The sequence below is a fragment of the Pseudomonas fluorescens genome (assembly GCF_902497875.1).
Lineage (GTDB): Bacteria > Pseudomonadota > Gammaproteobacteria > Pseudomonadales > Pseudomonadaceae > Aquipseudomonas > Aquipseudomonas fluorescens_BR.
Window position 1 is genome coordinate 1 of record NZ_CABVHY010000023.1, and the last position, 21,874, is coordinate 21,874.

Annotated in this window: 20 protein-coding genes and 2 pseudogenes; 14 read left to right on the top strand and 8 right to left on the bottom strand. The window is 56.6% G+C overall.

The genetic code is table 11. The annotated features are described in order from the left end of the window. The 3 genes from F8N85_RS21605 to F8N85_RS21615 form a co-directional block, all read right to left on the bottom strand. The coding region (locus F8N85_RS21605; RefSeq protein WP_150803925.1) for an IS66 family transposase at nucleotides 1–677 on the bottom strand (677 nt) is incomplete at its 3' end. Nucleotides 678–695: 18 nt separating this feature from the next. Continuing rightward, nucleotides 696–1,055: an IS66 family insertion sequence element accessory protein TnpB gene (gene tnpB / locus F8N85_RS21610; RefSeq protein ID WP_019412232.1), complete on the bottom strand. Its 360-nt coding sequence runs from the start codon at nucleotides 1,053–1,055 to the stop codon at nucleotides 696–698. 254 nt (nucleotides 1,056–1,309) lie between these two features. Continuing rightward, on the bottom strand, nucleotides 1,310–3,103 hold the full coding sequence (locus F8N85_RS21615; protein WP_150805704.1) for a DAHL domain-containing protein: 1,794 nt from the start codon (nucleotides 3,101–3,103) through the stop codon (nucleotides 1,310–1,312). A 394-nt stretch (nucleotides 3,104–3,497) separates the two neighbouring features. On the opposite strand from F8N85_RS21615, the gene F8N85_RS21620 reads away from it, so the two are divergent. After that, entirely contained in the window at nucleotides 3,498–4,427 is a 930-nt protein-coding gene (locus F8N85_RS21620; protein ID WP_150805560.1) for a LysR family transcriptional regulator, read from the top strand. Nucleotides 4,428–4,553: 126 nt separating this feature from the next. Then, the gene (locus F8N85_RS21625) at nucleotides 4,554–4,907 is read left to right on the top strand and encodes a hypothetical protein (protein WP_150805561.1); all 354 of its coding nucleotides are present in this window, start codon (nucleotides 4,554–4,556) and stop codon (nucleotides 4,905–4,907) included. A 31-nt stretch (nucleotides 4,908–4,938) separates the two neighbouring features. On the opposite strand, the gene F8N85_RS21630 is transcribed toward F8N85_RS21625, so the two are convergent. Then, nucleotides 4,939–5,484 (bottom strand): DUF488 family protein, encoded by a 546-nt coding sequence (locus tag F8N85_RS21630; RefSeq protein WP_150805562.1) that lies wholly within the window; start codon nucleotides 5,482–5,484, stop codon nucleotides 4,939–4,941. Between the two features lie 534 nt (nucleotides 5,485–6,018). On the opposite strand from F8N85_RS21630, the gene nosR reads away from it, so the two are divergent. From nosR to F8N85_RS21660, 6 genes are all read left to right on the top strand, one after another. Further along, nucleotides 6,019–8,208 (top strand): transcriptional regulator NosR, encoded by a 2,190-nt coding sequence (gene nosR / locus F8N85_RS21635; protein WP_150805563.1) that lies wholly within the window; start codon nucleotides 6,019–6,021, stop codon nucleotides 8,206–8,208. Between the two features lie 77 nt (nucleotides 8,209–8,285). After that, nucleotides 8,286–10,232, top strand: a complete 1,947-nt coding sequence (nosZ, locus tag F8N85_RS21640) for a TAT-dependent nitrous-oxide reductase (RefSeq protein WP_150805564.1) — start codon at nucleotides 8,286–8,288, stop codon at nucleotides 10,230–10,232. 57 nt (nucleotides 10,233–10,289) lie between these two features. Continuing rightward, the gene (locus F8N85_RS21645) at nucleotides 10,290–11,561 is read left to right on the top strand and encodes a nitrous oxide reductase family maturation protein NosD (RefSeq protein ID WP_224795731.1); all 1,272 of its coding nucleotides are present in this window, start codon (nucleotides 10,290–10,292) and stop codon (nucleotides 11,559–11,561) included. After that, entirely contained in the window at nucleotides 11,558–12,481 is a 924-nt protein-coding gene (locus tag F8N85_RS21650; RefSeq protein ID WP_150805565.1) for an ABC transporter ATP-binding protein, read from the top strand. The genes F8N85_RS21645 and F8N85_RS21650 overlap by 4 nt, the downstream gene beginning before the upstream one ends. Then, nucleotides 12,478–13,308 (top strand): ABC transporter permease, encoded by an 831-nt coding sequence (locus F8N85_RS21655; protein WP_150805566.1) that lies wholly within the window; start codon nucleotides 12,478–12,480, stop codon nucleotides 13,306–13,308. The genes F8N85_RS21650 and F8N85_RS21655 overlap by 4 nt, the downstream gene beginning before the upstream one ends. Nucleotides 13,309–13,331: 23 nt before the next feature. Next, nucleotides 13,332–13,844: a nitrous oxide reductase accessory protein NosL gene (locus F8N85_RS21660; protein WP_150805567.1), complete on the top strand. Its 513-nt coding sequence runs from the start codon at nucleotides 13,332–13,334 to the stop codon at nucleotides 13,842–13,844. Between the two features lie 101 nt (nucleotides 13,845–13,945). On the opposite strand, the gene F8N85_RS21665 is transcribed toward F8N85_RS21660, so the two are convergent. Beyond that, the gene (locus F8N85_RS21665) at nucleotides 13,946–14,260 is read right to left on the bottom strand and encodes a c-type cytochrome (RefSeq protein ID WP_150805568.1); all 315 of its coding nucleotides are present in this window, start codon (nucleotides 14,258–14,260) and stop codon (nucleotides 13,946–13,948) included. Between the two features lie 871 nt (nucleotides 14,261–15,131). On the opposite strand from F8N85_RS21665, the gene F8N85_RS21670 reads away from it, so the two are divergent. The 4 genes and pseudogenes from F8N85_RS21670 to F8N85_RS21685 all read left to right on the top strand — a co-directional run bounded on the left by F8N85_RS21670 (nucleotide 15,132) and on the right by F8N85_RS21685 (nucleotide 19,431). Continuing rightward, nucleotides 15,132–15,857 carry a metallophosphoesterase gene (locus tag F8N85_RS21670; protein ID WP_150805569.1) on the top strand — a complete coding sequence of 242 codons (726 nt, stop codon included), beginning with the start codon at nucleotides 15,132–15,134 and terminating at the stop codon, nucleotides 15,855–15,857. A 374-nt stretch (nucleotides 15,858–16,231) separates the two neighbouring features. Then, on the top strand, nucleotides 16,232–17,878 hold the full coding sequence (gene mqo, locus F8N85_RS21675; protein ID WP_150805570.1) for a malate dehydrogenase (quinone): 1,647 nt from the start codon (nucleotides 16,232–16,234) through the stop codon (nucleotides 17,876–17,878). Nucleotides 17,879–18,611: 733 nt separating this feature from the next. Then, nucleotides 18,612–18,764, top strand: a pseudogene (locus F8N85_RS35045) (helix-turn-helix domain-containing protein); the annotation flags it as partial. 34 nt (nucleotides 18,765–18,798) lie between these two features. Further along, on the top strand, nucleotides 18,799–19,431 hold the full coding sequence (locus F8N85_RS21685) for a PQQ-binding-like beta-propeller repeat protein (RefSeq protein ID WP_150805571.1): 633 nt from the start codon (nucleotides 18,799–18,801) through the stop codon (nucleotides 19,429–19,431). 111 nt (nucleotides 19,432–19,542) lie between these two features. Here the strand turns inward: F8N85_RS21685 and osmE are convergent, their stop codons facing one another. Together osmE and F8N85_RS21695 are read right to left on the bottom strand one after the other, a co-directional pair. Next, nucleotides 19,543–19,914: an osmotically-inducible lipoprotein OsmE gene (gene osmE / locus F8N85_RS21690; RefSeq protein ID WP_150805572.1), complete on the bottom strand. Its 372-nt coding sequence runs from the start codon at nucleotides 19,912–19,914 to the stop codon at nucleotides 19,543–19,545. A 339-nt stretch (nucleotides 19,915–20,253) separates the two neighbouring features. Continuing rightward, complete coding sequence (locus F8N85_RS21695) at nucleotides 20,254–20,610, bottom strand: hypothetical protein (protein WP_150805573.1); 357 nt, start codon at nucleotides 20,608–20,610, stop codon at nucleotides 20,254–20,256. A gap of 203 nt (nucleotides 20,611–20,813) precedes the next feature. Between F8N85_RS21695 and F8N85_RS21700 the strand changes: the two genes are divergently transcribed. After that, entirely contained in the window at nucleotides 20,814–21,038 is a 225-nt protein-coding gene (locus tag F8N85_RS21700) for a hypothetical protein (protein ID WP_150805574.1), read from the top strand. 110 nt (nucleotides 21,039–21,148) lie between these two features. On the opposite strand, the gene F8N85_RS35050 is transcribed toward F8N85_RS21700, so the two are convergent. Beyond that, the gene (locus F8N85_RS35050; RefSeq protein ID WP_150805575.1) at nucleotides 21,149–21,358 is read right to left on the bottom strand and encodes a hypothetical protein; all 210 of its coding nucleotides are present in this window, start codon (nucleotides 21,356–21,358) and stop codon (nucleotides 21,149–21,151) included. Between the two features lie 287 nt (nucleotides 21,359–21,645). Here F8N85_RS35050 and F8N85_RS35610 point away from each other — a divergent pair. Next, a pseudogene (locus tag F8N85_RS35610) lies at nucleotides 21,646–21,846 on the top strand (TolC family protein); the annotation flags it as partial. Between the last annotated feature and the right edge of the window lie 28 nt (nucleotides 21,847–21,874).

The window sequence follows — 21,874 nt, forward strand, 5'->3', positions numbered from 1 at the left end:
GGTTGCAGGTGTTCGCCGCACTGGATAACCCAGCGCGCCAAGGTTTGTCGTGGAATATCGACGCCGTGGCGACCGAGTACTTTTTCGAAGCGATGCAGGGGCAGGCCGTCGACGTATTTGGTCGTCAGCAGCATCGCCAGGACACTTGGGCTAGCCATGCTTTTTTCAATCAGTTGAGCGGGCTTGTCCGCTGTAACTGGTGCGGTTTCGCAATCGCGGCAACCGTAGACCTTGCGCACATGTTTGATCACGCGGATTTGCATCGGCACGATTTCGAGCTGCTCGCTGATTTCCTCGCCAATGCTGTGTTTACGGCAACCGCAGGCGCAGGTCAGCTCGTGATCGGGCAGTTCATGGATGACTTCGATACGCGGAAGATCGGCGGGCAGAGGCTTGCGTTTGCCCCGTCGCTTGGTCGGAGCTACAACCTCTTCTTCAACCGTTTCGTCGACAGACTCGGCCACGCTTTCAGCTTCATTGAACAAGGCCATTTGCGGCGTCGCGGGATCGGCCGTCTGCTCTGACTTGCGCCCGAAAAGGCGCTGACGCAACAGTGCGTTTTCTTCTTCAAGATGAACGATCTTGCCCTTATCCGACTCGCGCTCACTCAGCATTTGCTCAAGCAGTTGCTTGAGCAAAACAGGGTCGTCAGGAAGGTCTTTGGGCATGGAAATCATGCCCTGGATTATACCGAATCAGGCGACGAATCGAGGCGTCAAAACTTGATGCGGACGGTTGCGCCACAAATCAAAACCGTCCAATAACCAGTTGAGTTCTTGAACCGTCAGCACAATGGCCTCATCCGAACAATCCGGCGATGTTTTGAAACGCTCGGACTCTAGGCGCTTTAGCCAAAGGCAGAAGCCATTGCGCTCCCAGTACAAAATCTTCACTCGGTTTCGAGGCTTGTTGAGGAACACGAAAAGCACCGGGTCAAACACCGCAACCTTGATGTCCAGTTCGACCAGAGCAGCGAGGCCATCAATGGATTTTCGGAAGTCGACGGGCTTGGGGTAGAGATAGACTTTTTCGACTTTTGCATCGGGACGCATCATGAGGTGCTGGCTCCGGAAAGGAATCGGGAGCACAGCATCGGGGATCAGGCGGTGACTTTGAATGTGGGGTTTATGGAGCGCTTACTCTCCTTTCGCGCGGGCACGGGGGGTATTCGCCCGACCCTGTGTAGGACAGTGCTTTTGCTGGTTCGTTAGGTGCCACACCGAAAAAAATGACCGCTAGTTATTGATCCGATGGGAGATTTCAGAACAATCGCAGCGTTGATCACGAAGTACATTCAGCTAAACCGCCCTCATGATCCTGCAATCTCCAGGGGGATCTCCAGGGTGAAAACAGCGCCCAGGCCTGGTCCATCGCTATGGACGCCGAGGTGCCCGTTCATTTCCACCGCGGCCAGGGCACAACTGTGCAGGCCAAAGCCATGACCTTCTTTGCGAGTGGTGAAGCCGTGGGTAAAGATGCGGGTCTTGTTCTCGGCGGCGATCCCTTCGCCCTGGTCTTTTACGCTGAAGCACAGCGTTGCGTTGTCGATGATCCTGACGCCCAGGGTCATCCTTCGCTGACGGTCGGAGACCTTGGACATTGCATATTTGGCATTGCTGATCAGGTTTATCAGGATCAACAGCAGTCGGTGCTTGTCGCCGATGATGGTCGGTGTGTCCTGGTATTCCTTGGTCACGGTGACATGGTGCCGACTCAGGGCTCCGGAATTCATGCGTAACGCATCTTCAAACAGGTCGACGACCTTTAACGGTTCGACCAGTCTGGCGACGCCAGCGTAGGCCTGTTGGGTGGAAACGATATCCTTGATGTGATCGACGCTTTTGCTCAGTTGCCCCAGTTCCTCGACGATACCCGATTGCTCGGTAGCGATGGCATCGACCAGTTGATTGAAGTAGAGGAGAAGCAGCTTGCCTTTTTCGTCGCGGGTCATGAATTCCCCCAGGTCTTTGGCATGCTCGTTCATCAGTTTTACCGCTTTACCAAGACCGAGGGTCTTGCTTGTAGACAGTCTGCGGGTTACCAGGTCGGCAGAGATATTAACGCTGTTCAGCACATTGCCAACGTTGTGCAGCACATTGGTGGCAATCTCCGCCATGCCGGCCATCCGCGCTGCATCCACCAGTTCACGCTCGGCTTCTATCAGTTCACGGGTGCGCTCCTCCACACGCTGTTCCAGCCGCTCATTCGCCGATTGCAAGTCATTGTTCATCTTGTTGATTAATGCATAACTTCGAATCAGTCGGCCGGCCAGATACAATAGCAGCAGAGCCATAATGCTGGCGCAGATGGCCAGGTAAATATGATATTGGCGATCTGCCGCAGCCGTTCGCCGTTGGGTTTCGTTCAATAATTCATTAATGCTATCCAACTGTTGCGCGACTGGAATGACATTGACGCGCTCCAGCAGATCATTGACGATGGGTTGTTCCCGGACTATTGAATTTATATGCTCGATGAATGTAGTGGATGCGGGGTGCTGGATAATCGGTAGTTGATTCATGTGTCCGATAAATTTCTTCAACTGACTTTCAATTTCTTCGGCTTTGTCATCGGATGCGGAGAGTGTATATTCGAGAGTCGTCAAGGTAAGATCGAAGACGTTTGCTGATGCGCTTGAAGCGTCTGGAAGCTGGTCGTTCCTGGCATTTTCCAGTAATGCCTGAACATCGTCTTCGGCTTCAGGCAGGGCATCCAAAGCAGTGCGTAATGCCTTGTTATGTTGTTGAAACTGCTCTACCAATTGAGTTTTGTTTTTCACGGCTTCCAGATAATCCTGTCGTCGATCTTGCCAAAGTAATGAAAGGGCTCCTGTATTATTGAGTGTCTCCAACTGCTCCCATCGACTGCTCGATTCGGCAGGAGCCCCCAGCAGCAGATTATTGTTCATGGCATTTTTTGCTCTCAGAATCTTGATATTCCAGTTTGCATCAAGCTGCTTGAGTTGCCGAACGAAGTCCCGCGATTCAAAGTGAGTCGACGTTTCATACGAGTATGACTTGATGAGCAAAAACACCAGGGTCGTGAAAAGAACAAGGGTTGTCGCGGCTAATGCAGACCATTTGTAAATGCTGGACGCTTTCATCTTGGTCATGCTCCCTGAGAGGTAACACCAGAAAAGGTATTTCCCGACGATATCGCAAACTAATCCCTGTACGAGTCTGAGATTAGCGTTCTTTTCAGGGGCAGTGGTGGGAGAATGGCGTCAATTATTTTTTTCCTCCTTCGGGATTTACGTAGGTGCAATACCATTGACTCAGATCAAATGGTTCGGATCGTAATCGTGGTAGGTCGTGCCGACCGTAGACGCGATTCACGGTTATACCGGATTGTTATTGTCAAGACTGACCTGCCGAAGGGGAAACACCTTCCTCTGCGCAAACCCATTGCAATACTTGGCTCTGGCGTCGACTATAGGTTTATCGGACGCGGCTCGACACTGACACTTTCGATACCTCTATAACTTTCAGTTAACTCAGATGATACCTTCACTCAATTCGATCATTTCCCGCCTGCATGTAAAGCAGCTTCGTCTGCTGATTGCCCTGGATGAGCACGGCTCATTGCTCGGCGCCGCCAAACAGGTCGCGCTGACTCAGCCTGGTGCCAGCAAGGCACTGCAAGAGATTGAAACAACATTCGGCAGCCAGTTATTCGTGCGCACCAACCGCGGGCTCGAGCCAAACGACGCCGGTCGCTCGGTGATTCGCTACGCACGGCTGATACAGACTGACCTGGCGCATCTGCGCGAGGAAATCATCGGAATCATGAGTGGGGAGGGTGGGCGTGTGTCGGTAGGCACCATCATGGGTGCCGTGCCCTTGCTGACAAGCGCGATCAGCAAGGTGATTGCCGATAACCCGAAGATGTCGGTCGAAATAGTCGAAGAAACCAGCGCCGCCCTGCTGACCCAACTGGATGCCGGCAGGCTCGACCTGGCGATCTGTCGCACAACGATCAGCAACACTCCTTATCTGTATGAGACTGCAGCGTTCGCCGAGGAAACCCTGGCGGTGATCGCCAGCACTCAACATCCTTTCGCCTTCGCCAGGTGCCTGACCCTGGAAGACCTGGTTGATTATCGCTGGGTCGTGTATCGCGCCAACATGCCCATGCGCCTGCTGCTGGAGCGGGAATTCCATGAAGCCGGGTTGCGATTCCCCGTGCACTTGCTGGAGACCACATCGGCCTTCGCGACCTTGTCGTTGCTGCAGAAAAATCCGACCTTCGTCGCACTGGTATCGACCGACGTAGCGGATTTTTGCTCCGGCCATGGTTTCACCGTCACCTTGCCACTGCTTATCACCTCTCGCAGCGAACCCTATGAACTCGTCTCACGCAAGGGCGCCCCCGACTCACCGGCCGCCAGGTTGTTGCGCGAGGCGCTACTGAACCCGGATTGTCCATGAACGGGACGCGCCGGGTGCCGCCAATCAACTGGCGAGCTACGCTAAGGTAAGCAAACCAAAATCAAAAGGGACCCTGCAGAGTAATGCCGGTCAGCTAACTCCTGAACCCCCTTGGAGAACTCTCTTATGTCTGAAAAGACGGCTTCCCCAGACTCTTCCGAACAACTGCAGATGGCGCTTTCGAAATGGGACACTGAGGGTGCAACACAAGCCCTGCAAACCTCGGGAGCCAGCGAAATTCCGGAATTGTCGAATGCCGAACTGGTCCATCTTCGGATCCGGGTGATTGCCCTGGAGAACCTGGTGATTGCGCTGCTCGCCCAAGGTTCGGATAAACAGCTGGCCGTCGCCCGCGAAATGGCCTCCTACATCACGCCGAGACCGGGTTTCACCCAGCACCCTCTGACGATTCATGCGGCTTCGCAGATGGTCGATAGCGTCGACCGTGCGGTGCGATTTCGCAAGCTGTCCGATTCATGAGGGTGCCAGCGACCCTTATGCCGCAAACCTCTCAGCCGACAGCTGGTGCCGGGTAGACAAGCGAATACCCCAAAGGGGTCGCGGCCGCAGTCAACGTTGCGGGTTCGGCTCTGGCCCGGCCCATCAGATGCACAACCCTCCTGCCGCGATGGAGAAGGTAGTCCGCGACGATTCTGCGATGGCATCGCCACCAGACGGCCTCCGAACACATGAGCGCGCATCGCTGGTCCTGACTGAGTGCTTGCAAGCGTAACAAGCCCTGTTCAAATTCTTCGGACAATGCATAGTCGGCATAGTTATGAAAGCTTTGGTTGATCCAGAATCCATTAATGCCTGGCGTCACTGTTGTTGATTTTTTTCGTAATCCGCCCAGCTCTGCTAGTTGTATGTAATCAATTTTTTGCGCAGCCAGTGCCTGCGGCAATGTATCTTGATTGAATTGAGGGTTAGTTCTCGATCGGGGCACGGTACGAATATCGACGATCCGCTCGATATGTCCGGCCTGGAGCAGTTCAATGAACTCCGCAAGGGTTCTGGTGGAATGTCCTATTGTATAAATGGCTGGGAGTTCGAGCATTAACCTGAGTCCGAAAGTATCAGTATGTCTAACTTACCACACCTAATGGGCGTCGTTTGCCGTCTCCTTGAACGCTAGAGCGACGGGGTCAAGCGCTTCACTTCGATTGATGGGCTTATGCCTGTAATTATATTCGCAAGGGGGTATCAATTCGAGAATTCCGGTTCAGGTCAAGAATAAAATTTATCCAGAGCCGTTTTTTAGACGAAAACGCTATGGGTATTAGACCTGAAAGCTCACCAAGGAGGGGCTCCGACTCATTTTTCCAACGGTATTTTGCTAGAGTTCGCCAAAAATATACTGATCCGTCTGGGGATGATTATTTGTGTTCAAGCTGCTGTATAGGCTCTATTAAATAAATATTGAACTATTGGAGAATGCCCGTGCTGAGATTATTTTGATCCGCAGATGGAATAAGTTTGCTATGTCCGTGAGTAAGGAGGAGTGTTGATCAAATAATTCTAAACAAGAGGCGTTGGAGCATTATCGTTACTCGGCGGGTCATTCAGCAGAGGTCGATAGCTCAGCGAACCCATGCGTGCTTCCAGACTCTCGCTGCCCTGTGTCCTGCGTCCATTTAACTATGGGCTGATCATTTTGTTGTGCCTGGTATTCGATGGGTTTTCTGGATTACAGGCGAAGGAATACGGAGAAATCGAGCAGCAGCGCATAGAAAAAATATTCCCTGGCAGCGCTAGCGTTTCCGAGCCGACGGGCGAGTTCAAGGTTCGCACCATCAGCACCGGAGAAAAGGTGCTCGGTTATGTGTTCCAGAGTCAGGACGTGGTCGATATTCCGGCCTATTCAGGCAAACCGATCAATATGCAGGTCATCCTCGATGCCGGCGGTGTGATCCAGGATGCCTACGTGCTGGAGCACCATGAGCCGATCCTGCTGATTGGTATTCCCGTGGAAAAACTCCACGCCTTCGATGCCAAATACAAGGGTATCAAGGCCGACCGGAGGGTGGTGGTCGGTCGTTCCAGTGATCCAGAGGCGGTGACAGTCGATGGGGTTGCCGGGGCCACGGTGACCGTCATGGTGGTCAATGAGGTCATCATGCGCGCTGCGCACAAGGTGGCTGTATCGCTCAAGCTGGTTGAGGACACGGGTGGCGTGACGCGCAGGCCGGCCACCGTTCGAGAAGACTTTTTCGAGCCCGCCACCTGGGAGCAACTGACCGGCAACGGTGCCATTCGCCGCTTGAACCTGACCCGTGGCCAGGTCGACGCAGCCTTCAAGGGTACCGAAGCCGAAGGCATCGACAACGCCAGTGCCGAGCAAGTCGATGAGACCTTTATCGAACTCTATGTCGCCGACCTGAATCCTCCGGCCATCGGCCGCAACCTGCTGGGCGACAATCAGTACCGTTTCCTCATGCAGGATCTCAAACCCGGCGAGCAGGCCATCGCCGTGCTGGGGCGCGGGCTGTTCTCCTACAAGGGTTCGGGTTATGTGCGCGGCGGGATCTTCGACCGGGTGCAGTTGCGCCAGTTCGGCAACATCATCAGCTTTCGCGACATGGACCATCAGCGGCTCTCCGACGTGTTTGCCAAGGACATGCCCGAGTTCAATGAAATGTCGATTTTCATTGTGCGCGAACCGGCCCAGTTCGATCCGGGATCACCCTGGTCCCTGGAGCTGCTGGTGCGGCGTCAGACCGGTGCGGTTGCTGGTATGTTCAGCAGCTTCGAACTGTCTTACCAACTGCCCGAGCAATACCTTCTGCGGCCACCGCCCACTGCCGAAGAACTGGCCGCCATCGAGGTCGCCAACCGGCCGACGTGGGTCAATATCTGGTACCAGAAAGCGTTTCAGATCGGGGTACTGGTCACGGCCCTTGTCGTGCTGATGGTGATTTTGTTCCTGCAGGACACCTTTACCAAATACCCGCGCTTCCTGCACTGGTTGCGTCGCGTCTATCTGGTCTTCACCGTGGTGTTCATCGGCTGGTATGCCCTGGGACAGATTTCGGTGGTCAACGTGCTGACGTTCGTCCATGCCTTGTTCGAGAACTTCCGCTGGGAACTGTTTCTCACCGACCCGATCATTTTCATCATCTGGACCTTCACCGCCGCGAGCATCCTGCTCTGGGGCCGCGGGGTGTTCTGCGGCTGGCTGTGCCCGTTCGGTGCCTTGCAGGAGTTGATCAACGAAGCCGCGCGCAAGCTGAAGATTCCGCAGTATGAGTTGCCGTTCGCGGTCCATGAGCGGCTGTGGGCGATCAAGTACATCATCCTGCTGCTGCTGTTCGGCATCTCCCTGGAGTCGATGACCACTGCCGAGCAATTTGCCGAGGTGGAACCGTTCAAGACCGCCATCACCCTCAAATTCGACCGCCAATGGTGGTTCGTGCTCTACGCCGTGGCGCTGCTGGTCATCAATATTTTCACCCGCAAGGTCTATTGCCGCTACGTCTGCCCATTGGGCGCGGCGCTGGCGATTCCGACCAAGCTGCGGCTGTTCGACTGGCTCAAACGGCGCAAGGAGTGCGGTACCCCCTGCCAGCTCTGCGCCAAGGAATGCGAGATCCAGGCCATCCACCCGGATGGGCATATCAACGCCAACGAGTGCCACTACTGCCTCGATTGCCAGATGACCTATCACAACGAAAACAAATGCCCGCCGCTGGTGATCAAAAACAAGCGCAAGACGCGGAGCAGGCCTGCGCCAGTGCTGGATCGCGCTGAGTTGATTCCGGTTGTGCAAGTGTTCGAGCCCTGAGCCCCCTTGCGGCAAACGAGGCATCAAGAATCGATTGACCGAGCTTTTTCATATCTGCCCCCGATGGAGCAAGACCCATGAGCGATAACAAGTCGAAAAACGATCATGAAGCCGTGAAAGCAATGCAGGAGCCGGAATCGACTGGCCTCAGCCGTCGCGGTTTTCTCGGCACCACTGCCGCGGCCAGCGTCGCGCTGGCCGGTGCCTCGGCCCTTGGCAGCGTGGTATTCACCCGTGAAACCTGGGCGGCAGCGGCCAAGGACGCGCAATCGAAGATCCACGTGGGGCCGGGCGATCTGGACCAGTACTACGGTTTCTGGAGTGGCGGCCACCAGGGCGAAGTGCGGATCATGGGTATTCCATCGATGCGCGAGCTGTTGCGCATTCCGGTGTTCAACGTCGATTCCGCCACCGGCTGGGGCCTGACCAACGAAAGCAAGCGGATCATGGGCGATAGCGCCAAATTCCTCAACGGCGACTGCCACCACCCGCACTTGTCCATGACCGACGGCAAGTACGATGGCAAGTACCTGTTCATCAACGACAAGGCCAACAGCCGCATCGCGCGTATCCGCCTGGATATCATGAAGTGCGACAAGATGCTCACGGTGCCAAACGTGCAAGCCATACACGGTCTGCGCCTGCAGAAAATGCCGCACACCAAGTACGTGTTCGCCAATGCCGAGTTCGTCATTCCGCACCCCAATGACGGCAGCAGCTTCGACCTGCTGGACAAGAACAGCTACACCATGTTCAACGTCATCGATGCCGAGAAAATGGAAGTAGCGTTCCAGGTCATGGTCGACGGCAACCTGGACAACACCGACGCCGACTACACCGGCAAGTATGCGGCTTCGACCTGCTACAACTCGGAGAAGGCCTACGACCTCGGCGGCATGATGCGCAACGAGCGCGACTGGGTGGTGGTGTTCAACATTCCACGCATCGAGGCCGCAATCAAGGCCGGCAAGTTCATCACCTTGGGCGACTCCAAGTCACCCGTGGTGGACGGTCGTAAAACCGAGGGCAAGGACAGCGAATTCACCCGTTATATCCCGGTGCCGAAGAACCCTCATGGGATCAATATGTCGCCCGACGGCAAGTACTTCATCGCCGCCGGCAAACTTTCGCCGACCTGCACCATCATTGCCACTGCCAAGCTCGACGATCTGTTCGACGACAAGCTCAAGGAGCCGCGCGACGCGGTGGTTGGCGAGCCGGAACTGGGTCTGGGTCCGCTGCACACCACCTTTGACGGTCGCGGCAACGCCTACACCACGCTGTTTATCGACAGCCAGGTGGTGAAATGGAACATGGACGAAGCCGTTCGCGCCTACACCGGTGAGAAGGTCAACTACATCAAGCAGAAACTCGATGTGCAGTACCAGCCGGGCCACAACCATGCCTCGCTAACCGAAACCAGCGAGGCCGACGGCCAATGGCTGGTGGTCCTCAGCAAGTTTTCCAAGGACCGCTTCCTGCCGACCGGCCCGCTGCACCCGGAAAACGATCAGTTGATCGATATCTCCGGCGACGAGATGAAACTGGTGCACGACGGCCCGGCCTTCGCCGAACCCCACGACTGCGTCATGGCCCGGCGCGACCAGATCAGGACCAAAAAAATCTGGGACCGCAACGATCCGTTTTTCGCCGAAACCGTGGCAATCGCCGTGAAGGACGGAGTCAAGCTGGAGACCGACAACAAGGTCATCCGCGACGGCAAGAAAGTCCGGGTCTACATGACCTCGATGGCCCCGGCCTACGGCATGCCCGAGTTCACCGTCAATCAGGGCGATGAGGTCACCGTGACCATCACCAACATCGACCAGATTGAAGACGTGAGCCACGGCTTTGTCATGACCAACCACGGGGTGAGCATGGAGATCAGCCCGCAGCAGACGTCCTCGATCACTTTCATCGCCGACCAGCCCGGCCTGCATTGGTACTACTGCAGCTGGTTCTGCCATGCGCTGCACATGGAAATGGTCGGGCGCATGAAGGTCGAACGGGTTAAAACGGCGTAGCGCCTCAGGGCCGCAAAAAAGGTAAACGCAGTGTTCAGAAACCTGACAACCGATCCACTGCACGGCACGGCACTTTTGCTGTTGGTATTTCTATCGGTTGTCGCCCAGGCCGCGCCACGGCCCATCACCGAGCTGCCCTTGCAAGCCGCTGGCGAAAACCACTGGAAGCTGCCTGCCGGAGAATACCAAGGGCAGTTCACAGTTGATCAGCCGATGCAGATCGATTGCGAGAAAGGTGCGGAGATCAACGCGCAAGGGCAGGGCAACGCACTGTTCATCAGCGCCCCTGACGTTCGAATCGAAGGCTGCACCTTGCTCGATTGGGGGCGTGACATGACGGCCATGAACTCGGCGATTTTCATCGGACCACAAGCCCGTGGCGCAGTGATACGCAATAACCGCATGAAAGGGCCAGGCTTTGGCATCTGGGTGGATAGAACCCACGATGCCAGCCTGATTGACAACGATATCGAAGGCGATCCAGGCATTCGTTCCCAGGATCGTGGCAACGGCATTCATCTGTTTGCCGTGCGGGGTGCGCGGGTGATCGGCAATCACGTCCGGCTGACCCGCGACGGGATCTATATCGATACCTCGAATGGCAACCTGCTGCAGGGCAATACCCTGGAGGATCTACGCTACGGCGTGCACTACATGTACGCCAACGACAACCAATTGCTCGGCAACACCACTCGCCGTACCCGCACAGGTTATGCCTTGATGCAAAGTCGCAAACTGACGGTGATCGGCAATCGTTCCGAGCATGACGAGGGCTATGGCATTTTGATGAATTACATCACCTATTCCGAGCTGCGCGATAACTTCGTCAGCGACGTGCGCAGCGGTTCCGCCGATGGCGGCATGGTCAGCGGTGGCGAGGGCAAGGCGCTGTTCATCTACAACTCGTTGTTCAATGTCATCGAACACAATCACTTCGAGCGCAGCGCCCTGGGCATTCATCTCACCGCCGGCTCCGAAGACAACCGCATCGCCGACAACGCCTTTGTCGACAATCAGCAGCAGGTCAAGTACGTCGCCACCCGCACTCAGGAGTGGTCGGTGGATGGCCGGGGCAATTACTGGAGTGACTATCTGGGTTGGGATCGCAATAACGACGCGGTGGGCGACGTGATCTACGAACCCAACGATAACGTTGACCGCCTGCTCTGGTTGTACCCACAGGTGCGGCTGTTGATGAATAGCCCGAGCATCCAGTTGCTGCGTTGGGTGCAGCACAGTTTCCCGGTGACCAAGTCGCCGGGGGTCAAGGACAGTTACCCGTTGATGAACTTGCCGACCAAGCCCCAAATACAGCAGCCTATCTTATGAACGCAGTCGAGATCGAAAGTGTCAGCCAGCGCTACGGCAGCATGACCGTATTGCACGACCTGACCCTGAGTCTGGGTGAAGGTGAGGTGCTGGGCTTGTTTGGCCACAATGGCGCGGGCAAGACCACGGTCATGAAATTGATCCTCGGTCTGCTCAAGGCCAGCGCCGGTCAGGTGCGCGTGCTCGGTTGCCGGCCGGCACAAACCGAGGTCCGTCGCCAGCTCGGCTATCTTCCGGAAAACGTCACCTTCTACCCACAACTCAGTGGCCGCGAAACCCTGCGCTATTTCGCCCGCCTCAAGGGGGCCGCGTTGTCGCAAGTGAGCGAGTTGCTGGAGCAGGTCGGCCTTGCCGATGCCGCGGACCGTAGGGTGAAAACCTACTCCAAGGGCATGCGTCAGCGTCTGGGCCTGGCTCAGGCGGTTCTCGGCGAGCCACGTTTGCTGCTGCTGGACGAACCTACGGTCGGCCTCGATCCCATCGCTACCCAGGAGCTTTACCTGTTGGTCGACCGCCTGCGCCAGCAGGGCACCAGCATCATTCTTTGTTCCCATGTGCTGGCGGGGGTCGAAGCGCATATCAACCGCGCGGCGATTTTGGCCAATGGCTGCTTGCGGGCGATTGGCAGTCTGGCCAGCCTGCGCGAAGAAGCCGACCTGCCGGCGCGTATCCGCGCCAGCGGTCTGTCCGGGCGCGAGCAGTGGTTGCAGCGCTGGAATGCCGCAGGTCATAGCGCCAAGGCCATGGGCGGCAGCGGGATCGAGGTGATGGCGGTCAACGGCCACAAAGTCGATCTGCTCAGCCAGTTGTTCCGCGAGGATCAACCGCAGGATATCGAAATACTGCAACCCTCCCTCGAGGACCTTTACGGCTACTACATGAGTCGTGCAACCGTCGACACAGAAGGCGCTCATCCATGAAGCAGATCTGGAGCATCGCGAGCAAGGAGTTCAGCGACGGGATGCGCAATCGCTGGCTGCTGGCGATCAGTCTATTGTTTGCCATTCTGGCGGTGGGTATCGCCTGGCTCGGTGCGGCCGCGTCCGGGCAAGTGGGCTTCACCTCGATTCCGGCAACCATCGCCAGTCTGGCCAGCCTGGCGACCTTCCTGATGCCGCTGATCGCGCTACTGTTGGCTTACGATGCGATCGTCGGTGAGGACGAGGGTGGCACGCTGATGCTGTTGCTGACCTATCCCTTGGGGCGCGGACAAATCCTGCTCGGCAAGTTTGTCGGTCACGGGCTGATCCTGGCCCTGGCCACGCTGATCGGTTTTGGCTGTGCCGCGCTGGCCATTGCCTTGCTGGTTGATGATGTCGAGCTGAGTCTGCTGCTGTGGGCGTTCGGTCGCTTCATGGTCTCTTCCACGCTGCTGGGCTGGGTGTTCCTGGCGCTGGCTTATGTGTTGAGCAGCAAGGCCAGCGAAAAATCCAGCGCAGCCGGGATGGCGCTGGGCGTGTGGTTCCTCTTCGTATTGGTGTTCGACCTGGCGCTGCTGGCGTTGCTGGTACTCAGCAAAGGCCGGTTCAACCCGGACCTGTTGCCCTGGTTGCTGCTGCTCAACCCGACTGACGTCTATCGCTTGATCAACCTCTCCGGTTTCGAGGGCAGCGGCAATGCCGTCGGCCTTATGGCGTTGAGCAGCGATCTGCCGGTGCCGGGCTCAATGTTGTGGGGCTGTCTGCTGCTGTGGGTCGCAGTTCTGCTGCTGTTGGCTTACTGGATGTTTCGCCGTCGGCTGACCTGATTTTCCACGCTCGGGAGATTCAAATGAACACTCTGTACCTGATCGGGGCGCGTGCCCTGATGGTCATCATCACCTGCCTGGGGTTGGCGGCCTGCAACGAGCCCGCGGATGTTAAGCAGGCGCTGGAGCCAGTGGCTTTTCATCCGGCCGACGAGTGCCATGTCTGCGGCATGGTCATCGCCGATTTTCCAGGCCCCAAAGGCCAGGTCGTGGAAAAAGGCGGGGTCAAGAAATTCTGCTCCACCGCAGAAATGCTCGGCTGGTGGCTGCAACCGGAGAACCATCTTTCCGAGGCGAAGTTGTATGTGCACGACATGGGTAAAAGCGCCTGGGAAAAACCCGACGACCATTATCTGATTGATGCAACCAAAGCCTGGTATGTGGCCGGAACGAAACTGAAAGGTTCGATGGGCGTCGTTCTTGCGTCATTTTCCGAGGAAGCGGCCGCAGGTAAACTGGCCGGCGAACAGGGCGGCAAAGTACTGCGCTTTGAGGAGATTGATCTGGCCCTGTTACAGCAAACGCCTGCGATGTAGCAGGCCAGCATTGCGGCTTGAAATTTCCCGCGCCGGGAAGGGGCAAGACACAATGCCCGCGGTGCGTAGCAGCTTCGCCAGCTGCTACGTGCGAGGTAATCTTATTTCAGCGTTAGAATCCAGTCGGCCAGAGTCTTGGCTTCTTCGTCGGTCACCTGGTTGGCGGGCATTGGTATCGCACCCCATTTGCCGGTACTGCCTTCTTTGATGCTCTTGACCAGGGTGGCGGAAGCGTCGGCCTGGCCGGCGTATTTCGCCGCTACTTCCTTGTACCCTGGACCGACCATTTTGGCGTCGATGGTATGGCAGGCAACGCAGGTTTTGCTCTTGAAGAGCGCCTCGCCATCAACGGCCAGAGCGGGTTGCAGGGTCAGCGCCGCAGCCAGGGTCAGCAGTGGAATAAAAATTCTTTTCATCAGTGTTTCCTCAGACGACGAAGCAGATTCGAAACGATCCGCTTCCGGTTTATCCAACAGGCATCGTGTTGGAATTTTATTAGGGTTGAATTTACCGATCAGGCAAACTCATTTGTACAGGTGCTGATTATGGTTGGTGAGCAATCAGTTTATGATAAAAACCGACTTTGCACCTTTATTAGATTTGCGATTTTCAGCAATCGTTCAATTTTAGCGGCCATGATTTGTTCGGCGCGAGGTTAATGCTCGATACGTGAGTTAATTGCTTTTTGCTGATTGGTTCGTATTCAGCAACTGTGGAGTTGAAGTGCTGATTATTTATCCGCTTGCCTGGCTGAGCTAATCGCTTATTTTAGTTTGTTGTAGGTCATAAGTTATTGAATCTATTTAATTTAAGTTGGAATGGTGAGAAGGGGTACTCGGCGATCCACTCTCCGGTAAGTTAGCTCAACCCAACATTCGACGGTCGTTTTTTTGACGTGTTTTTACAGTTTCCAGAATGTCTTCGGTCGTAAAACTGGAAAAGCGCTACTCGAAGAAAAGAAAACTTTCGCACAGTAAGGCGTTTCTGGAAAGTTTGTTGAAAGGGGTGCTTTTTGTTTGGGGGAAATCCAGAAAGTCAACGTGATTTTTTGAAAGCTGGTATTGGCCAAGCCGCAGTTGCTGGTCGAACTATACGCGCCCCCGACTCACCGACCGCCAGGTTGTTGCGCGAGGCGTTACTGAACCCGGATTGACCGTGAGCGGGGCGCGCCGGGTGCCGCCGATCAGCTGGCGAGCTACGCTGAGGTAAGCACACCAAAATTAAAAAGGGGCCATGCCGAGTGCGTCATGCGCACCCTGGATATTTTGGTGAGTGACGGGAGTCAGCGTGAACGAAGTTCAGCGCTTCAACATCAACTCAGCCGGCCGTGATTTCGCGGTAGGCGACATCCACGGCCACTTCACCAGGCTGCAGGAGGCGCTTGATACCGTCGACTTCAATCCGCTCGTCGATCGCTTGTTCAGTGTTGGCGATCTGGTTGATCGCGGCCCCGAGTCACTTGATGTCGATGCCTGGCTGCTACGTAAAACCTGGTTCCATGCGGTTCGCGGGAATCATGAACAGATGACGATCGACTCGTACCAGGCGGGACGGGTAAGCGATCAGTGTGCAATGCATTTCATCAATGGCGGCGCTTGGTTTTATGGGCTTTCGCGTGTCGAGCAGGCCTGTTACGCGAACCTTTTCGCGGAGCTGCCACTGGTGATCGAGGTGGAGACCGCGGGTGGTCCGGTAGGGATTGTTCACGCCGATGTTCCCCGCGGGAGCTGGAGCGATCTGATTGAGGCGCTTGCGGGTGACGACACCGAGGCCGAGCACGTGGCTGCCATGTGCCTGTGGTCGCGCAGACGCATCACCAATGAAGACCACGAGGGTGTCAGCGGCATCCGGGCAGTCATTGTAGGACATACAGTGGTGCCCCGGCCTGTCGTGCTGGGGAACGTCTACTACATCGATACCGGCGTTTGCATGGGCGGCCATTTCACGTTGCTGGAGCTGTCCACCCTTGAGTGCAACCCGTCGATCAAGCCGAAACGGCGGGGCAACGTATGAGGAGCAGACCGTTATTCAAAACATAGTCGGGTTCTTTGCAGCGCGCGTGCCGTAAGTCGAGCCCGGCACGGCCGCGCGGGCATAGCGGGGCGTGATATTCTGTACGTCAAGCGGGCCGGACCTGGGCGTTTCCAGCAGCCGGTCACCTACCAAAAAAGAATTCATGTCACTCAAGTAGCTGAAGCCAACAATGATAAGAAGTCAGCGCAGGAAGGACATAAAAGTGAGGTCGAGAGTGTCATGTCGGCCTTGTGTGCTCACCCTCCAGTCCTTATGAGTGCGGGAACCACGGCAGGCTGCCTGCGTGCCGTGAATCAGCTGGCCTCATGAATGAGGATGGGGGGGCGGATGGCGTTTTATCATAGGTGCTACAAATGTTTAGAAAAGTGAACACGGCCTTGCTAGGGCTGGCTTTGTCGATGGGGCTCACCAGCGCGTACGCAGCTGAAACAAAGAAGGTTGATGTGCTGCTCATTGGTGGCGGCATCATGAGTTCGACCCTGGGTGTCTGGCTCAATGAGCTGGAACCCGGTTGGTCGATGGAAATGGTCGAACGCCTCGATGGCGTCGCCCAGGAAAGCTCGAACGGCTGGAACAATGCCGGCACCGGGCACTCTGCATTGGCGGAGCTGAACTACACCCCGGAAGACAAGAACGGCAAGGTCGAGATCCCGAAAGCCATCGAGATCAACGAAGCCTTCCAGATCTCCCGTCAATTCTGGGCCTGGCAGGTTCAAAACGGTGTTCTGAAGAACCCGCGTTCGTTCATCAACTCCACACCGCACATGAGCTTTGTGTGGGGCGATGACAACATCAAGTTCCTGAAAAAGCGCTACGAAGCCCTGCAGGCGAGCCCGCTGTTCGCCGGCATGCAGTACTCGGAAGACCCGGTGCAGATCAAGAAATGGGTTCCGCTGATGATGGAAGGGCGTGACCCGGCTCAAAAAGTCGCGGCTACCTGGACTCCGCTCGGTACCGACGTGAACTTCGGCGAGATCACCCGCCAGTTCGTTGCGCATCTGCAAACCACGCCGAACTTCTCCCTGAAGCTGTCGAGCGAAGTGCAAGACATCACGCGCAATGACGATGGCTCGTGGCGCGTCACCTACAAGAACTTGAAAGATGGTACAGAAACCGAGACCGACGCCAAGTTCCTGTTCATCGGCGCAGGCGGCGGTGCACTGCATCTGCTGCAAAAATCGGGTATTCCTGAAGCCAGGGAATACGCCGGTTTCCCTGTCGGCGGCTCGTTCCTGGTGACCGAGAACCCGACGATCGCCGAGCAGCATCTGGCCAAGGCCTACGGCAAGGCGTCGGTTGGCGCACCGCCGATGTCGGTTCCGCACCTGGACACCCGTGTTTTGGATGGCAAACGTGTAATCCTGTTTGGCCCATTCGCGACCTTCTCCACCAAGTTCCTGAAAGAAGGCTCGTACTTCGATCTGCTGACCAGCACCACGCTGCACAATGCCTGGCCAATGACCAAAGTGGGCATCGAGCAGTACCCGCTGGTTGAATACCTGGCCGGCCAGCTGATGCTGTCGGACGAAGACCGCCTGAACGCTCTGAAAGAGTACTTCCCGAACGCCAAAGCTGAAGACTGGCGTCTGTGGCAAGCCGGCCAGCGCGTGCAGATCATCAAGCGCGACGAAGAGAAGGGCGGCGTCCTGAAACTGGGCACCGAAGTGGTCAGCTCCCAGGACGGCAGCATTGCTGGCCTGCTGGGTGCATCACCAGGCGCGTCGACCGCTGCGCCGATCATGCTGACCGTGCTTGAGAAGGTCTTCAAGGACAAGGTTGCAAGCCCTGCCTGGCAGGCGAAGCTGCACCAGATCGTGCCTAGCTACGGTACTCAGCTGAACGGCAGTCCTGAGCGTGTTGCTCAAGAGTGGGCGTATACCGCCAAGGTTCTGCAGCTGGATACACCGCCGGTGATTGGTCAGATGGTGGCTCCAGCTGCTCCTGCGACTGAGAAGCCCAAGGCGCAGAAAGAGAACGCTGCGAGTGATATAGCTCTGTAACTGGAAGCCCTGTCAGATTTTTGGTGGGGCGTGCGGGTATCTGATCCGCAGTAAAAAGCCCGCTGAACCGGTAACGGTCAGCGGGTTTTTTTGTGGGTGGGACTGCATATTTGCTGGCTATACAACTCTTCTGGCTGGCATGCCTTTGTGGTGAGGGAGCTTGCTCCCGTTGGGGGGCGAAGCAGCCCTGTCCGTAACGCTGATCCGTATTTTCCTTTGGAATCTGCGTCTGTAACGAAACCAGCCCTCGTCCCACAATGGCTTACCGGCCCGGCCGACCACGCGGCGCCTGAGGTGATCACATTTCGCAGCACCTGTTGCATCGCAAACTTAAAAGTCAGGAGGCCAAATGGCTAAGATGGCAATTTTCCTGGGTGGATTTCTGGTGTTAACCATCTTGATTGGTGCCCTTGCCACGATTTCTCCGGTGTAAGGAAAGTGCTGTAGGAGGCTGCGATCTTTTGATCCTGCCTTGGCGGCGCGCCCCGAAAAGATCGCAGCCTATCGGCAGCTCCTACGCCGACCGGGTACACCTGCAATGGGGTGGGTGCACACAAACCTCTGTAGGAGCTGCCGCAGGCTGCGATCTTTTGATCTTGCTTCGGGCACTCTCCAGAACCGCCAAAAAATCAGCGAGCCGGACAAAGCCAAACCGTATTGACGGAAAGGCTCAGGGCGCGAAGGGGGCCGCACAAACGCCAACTATTTCCGATCAGCCCTCGTCATACTCATCATGCAACGCACCGTGCAGCGGGCGCTCGACTCGCTGGCGGCAGCCGGCAAGGTGCAGGCGTATGGTCGTGGGCGAGCGCGTCGCTGGATGACCCCGCCGGTACCGGGATTCGCGACGGCTTTGTTACTCACGGTTCTACTACCGAGTGACTAGGATCACTCCACCACCCAGTGACGAGGACAAAAACATGAAGCAATCACCCGCTGCAATCATCCGCGAGTACGGACCTTTTCCGGGCGTCGACGCGGTGCATGGCGTCACCCATGACGGTCAACACGTCTGGTTTGCCTCCGGCGACAAACTGCACGCCCTCGATCCGGCGACCGGCAAGACGCTGCGCTCGATCGATGTCGCCGCCGATGCAGGAACGGTCTTCGACGGCCAGCACCTGTTCCAGATCGCCGAGGACCGCATCCAGAAAATCGATCCGCAGACCGGCCGTGTGCTCGCGACGATCCCCGCACCCGGCGGCGGCAATGACTCGGGGCTCACGTGGGCTGAAGGGACGCTCTGGGTGGGCCAGTACCGGGACCGGAAAATTCATCAGATCGATCCCCAGACCGGGGCGATTCTTCGCACCATCGAGTCCAACCGCTTCGTGACGGGCGTCACCTGGGTCGACGGAGAATTCTGGTACGGCACCAGGGAAGGCGACCAGAGTAATTTGCGGCGAGTCGACTCGCAAACGGGAGAGGTTCTGGAGAGCCTCGAGATGCCGCCTGGAGTGGGCGTATCAGGGCTCGAGTCCGATGGCGGCGATCAGTTCTTCTGCGGCGGCGGAAACAGCGGCAAGGTGAGGGCTGTTCGCCGACCTCGCTGAGGCTCCGCAGCCGTCAGAGGCTGGATTTGTATCGACTCCACGGGCAAGCAATCGACGTGGCCTGACATGGGTCGCATTTCAAAACGGCGGGGGCGACGAGAGCGATATAGGCTAGTAGCCTCCACCACCCATGCCGCCCATGCCGCCGCTGTTGCTGGATGGCTCCCTGGCTTTTTGCTGTGCCCGACTCCATTGCGCACAAGAAATAAAGCTCGTGTGGTCTACCTTGCCGAATCCATCGAAGCTGACATTAAAAGGCTGCTTATGGCCGTCTTGAGTAAACACATAGTCAAAGCAGGTGCCGGGCACCACCGTGCGGTCAGTTATGGACAAAGGCTTTCCGCCAATAGCCAGAACCTGATCCTTGCTCATGCCTGTCTCGACCTTGGCCACCAGCGGCTGGTCACGATAGACGTGTGAGTCAGTGGTGCAACCAGTCAATGCTGATAGCACGGCGACCAGCGCGAACAGAGACTTGTTCATGGCAGGGCTCCCGGTAGCGAGTGAGGTAAAGAGGCTCCTGGGTGCATCAATGAAATTAAAGTCGAGTTCTGCAGGGCGCGCCAAATATCCGCGGCCGAGGCTTGAGTGTTAGCGCGTTTGGGAATGGACCAGGCAACAAAAAGCCCGCGCGAGTCGGGCTGTCTGTCTGGGGCGCTGGTTCCTTCAGCTGGTGTGAGTGTGCTCCGCGGCTGGAGCAGAATCAAGGGCGACGGAACGCTTGAGAAGGGGTGAAAAAGGCATTGAAATATGGCGTAGGGCAGGGTCCGTAGCAGCTGCCGAGCCGAACGCAGCCTCGCAGGCTCGTCAGCTGCTACTTGGTTACTTGAGCCCAGAGCCAGAGATTTTGCAGTAAGTATCGATATCAGTTGTGGCAAGCAGGCAGCGGCCATCCTTGAATTTTGCGTAGAAAGTTATTTCCTTTTCCCTATCACATAACAACCAGCCCGCGACCAGTCCAATCGGCCCCAAAAGCAATGCGCCCGCCAGGCTCCATCGAATAACGCTGCCTTTCCTGGTGACGACTTCTTCGGTTGCTGTTTCCAGGGCTTGCACTTTTGAAAGGGGTATCGTTAATTCGCGAGAAGGAGTCAGTACGGTTTTTAGAGTGAACATTCCAGATTGAAATTCGGCATCACCTGCCAGAAAGTCACCGGATATCACCGTTATTCTCGACATGGTTTTTCTTCTTTTGATCTGCGTTAGCCGGCTGTTACTGGGCTCCGATGGCTGGCGTCAGTCAATCGGCTTGCGACAAAAGGTGAGGCCGATGGTCACCCGGGTTTCTTCGCCACCTGACACAGGGGATCCTCGTCGGTTGGCGGGATTCGTTGAAGTGAAGGGTTGAACTACGCTTAACGTTCCACAGAGAGGTATGCGTCATGAGCGAAGATCGAGTGGTTGCGCTTGAGATAGCGTTGAAAACGGTGATGGCTGTCGCCAGAAATCACGGGCTTGATGTTGATGAACTGTGCAGACAATCCATTGGCGCAATAATCGGTGATCCGGACATGAAGTGGGTGAAGGCGGACCATGCTCAGAACGCAATCGCCGAGATAGAAATGGCCGAGGCTGACATTGCGCGCCTGCCTCTGCCTTCAGCGTAACAGGTGAGTGGTGAGGTGACCGAACCGAAGAACGTGTTGATCCAGGCAGAACGATCAGCGACCTTTCTGGACAGTGACAGATATCCGTCTGCCGAGGTCTTTGGCGGCCGTTATTGATGTCTGTCGTTTTTAGCCGGATCAGCGTTGCGCCGATCTTCGCCGCAAGGGTTGCCGGTGTTTAGAAGCCTTCTCTCCGCCAAGACATTTTGAAGTGCCTGGCGGTCTGAAGGGTCTAGCTGATGCTCTCTCTCCTTGAGCTCAAGCAGGATTGGGCTGGACCAAGCGCGATAGGTTTGCTCAGCAACACGAATTGATGCCATCAAATCTCCCCCTTGATTAGGCGCCCGCCAACAAAGCAGGTGCAGTCCGATGCGGTAGAAATCCTAGTTGAGGAAATGGTTTGTCGCCAGCAACTGGCATTGCAAGGGTGCCCCACCTCAAGGAGGTCGCGGTGTCGTTCAAGTTGTAAATGCCGTGACCCTTTTTCTCTTCAGCACTTCTGGCTCAACGCCGCGAAGTGCCAGCCGGGTAATGGTTGTTGCCGCAATGTCCCGGGTCTGGGTGGCGTCGAAGCCTGTCGTTGCAAACTCCTCGCTGGCTGCCTGCAGGCGGGGCGGTACGCGCCTCGGTGGCGAAGGCCGAAGCACAATTGGCCGATGCCCAGTCCGACTACGACGTACCGCGTCAACAGTTGGCCGAGAATATCGAGACCGATTATCTGGGCGTCGCGGCCGGGTTCGCCAAGAGCAAGGCGATGCAGCGGGTGGTGGAGTCCAATCAGCGGGCGCTGACCTCGACGGAAAAAGGAGCTTGCTCCCGTCGGGCCGCGAAGCGGT

Excerpts from the sequence above, each read along its gene's own strand:
- F8N85_RS21695 (WP_150805573.1), bottom strand. The coding sequence starts at position 20,610 with ATGTCGAGAATAACGGTGATATCCGGTGACTTTCTGGCAGGTGATGCC.
- F8N85_RS35050 (WP_150805575.1), bottom strand. The coding sequence starts at position 21,358 with ATGGCATCAATTCGTGTTGCTGAGCAAACCTATCGCGCTTGGTCCAGC.
- nosR (WP_150805563.1), top strand. The coding sequence starts at position 6,019 with ATGCGTGCTTCCAGACTCTCGCTGCCCTGTGTCCTGCGTCCATTTAAC.
- F8N85_RS21660 (WP_150805567.1), top strand. The coding sequence starts at position 13,332 with ATGAACACTCTGTACCTGATCGGGGCGCGTGCCCTGATGGTCATCATC.
- F8N85_RS21650 (WP_150805565.1), top strand. The coding sequence starts at position 11,558 with ATGAACGCAGTCGAGATCGAAAGTGTCAGCCAGCGCTACGGCAGCATG.
- F8N85_RS21630 (WP_150805562.1), bottom strand. The coding sequence starts at position 5,484 with ATGCTCGAACTCCCAGCCATTTATACAATAGGACATTCCACCAGAACC.
- F8N85_RS21665 (WP_150805568.1), bottom strand. The coding sequence starts at position 14,260 with ATGAAAAGAATTTTTATTCCACTGCTGACCCTGGCTGCGGCGCTGACC.
- F8N85_RS21655 (WP_150805566.1), top strand. The coding sequence starts at position 12,478 with ATGAAGCAGATCTGGAGCATCGCGAGCAAGGAGTTCAGCGACGGGATG.
- mqo (WP_150805570.1), top strand. The coding sequence starts at position 16,232 with ATGTTTAGAAAAGTGAACACGGCCTTGCTAGGGCTGGCTTTGTCGATG.
- osmE (WP_150805572.1), bottom strand. The coding sequence starts at position 19,914 with ATGAACAAGTCTCTGTTCGCGCTGGTCGCCGTGCTATCAGCATTGACT.
- F8N85_RS21620 (WP_150805560.1), top strand. The coding sequence starts at position 3,498 with ATGATACCTTCACTCAATTCGATCATTTCCCGCCTGCATGTAAAGCAG.
- F8N85_RS21685 (WP_150805571.1), top strand. The coding sequence starts at position 18,799 with ATGAAGCAATCACCCGCTGCAATCATCCGCGAGTACGGACCTTTTCCG.
- nosZ (WP_150805564.1), top strand. The coding sequence starts at position 8,286 with ATGAGCGATAACAAGTCGAAAAACGATCATGAAGCCGTGAAAGCAATG.
- tnpB (WP_019412232.1), bottom strand. The coding sequence starts at position 1,055 with ATGATGCGTCCCGATGCAAAAGTCGAAAAAGTCTATCTCTACCCCAAG.
- F8N85_RS21615 (WP_150805704.1), bottom strand. The coding sequence starts at position 3,103 with ATGAAAGCGTCCAGCATTTACAAATGGTCTGCATTAGCCGCGACAACC.
- F8N85_RS21625 (WP_150805561.1), top strand. The coding sequence starts at position 4,554 with ATGTCTGAAAAGACGGCTTCCCCAGACTCTTCCGAACAACTGCAGATG.
- F8N85_RS21700 (WP_150805574.1), top strand. The coding sequence starts at position 20,814 with ATGAGCGAAGATCGAGTGGTTGCGCTTGAGATAGCGTTGAAAACGGTG.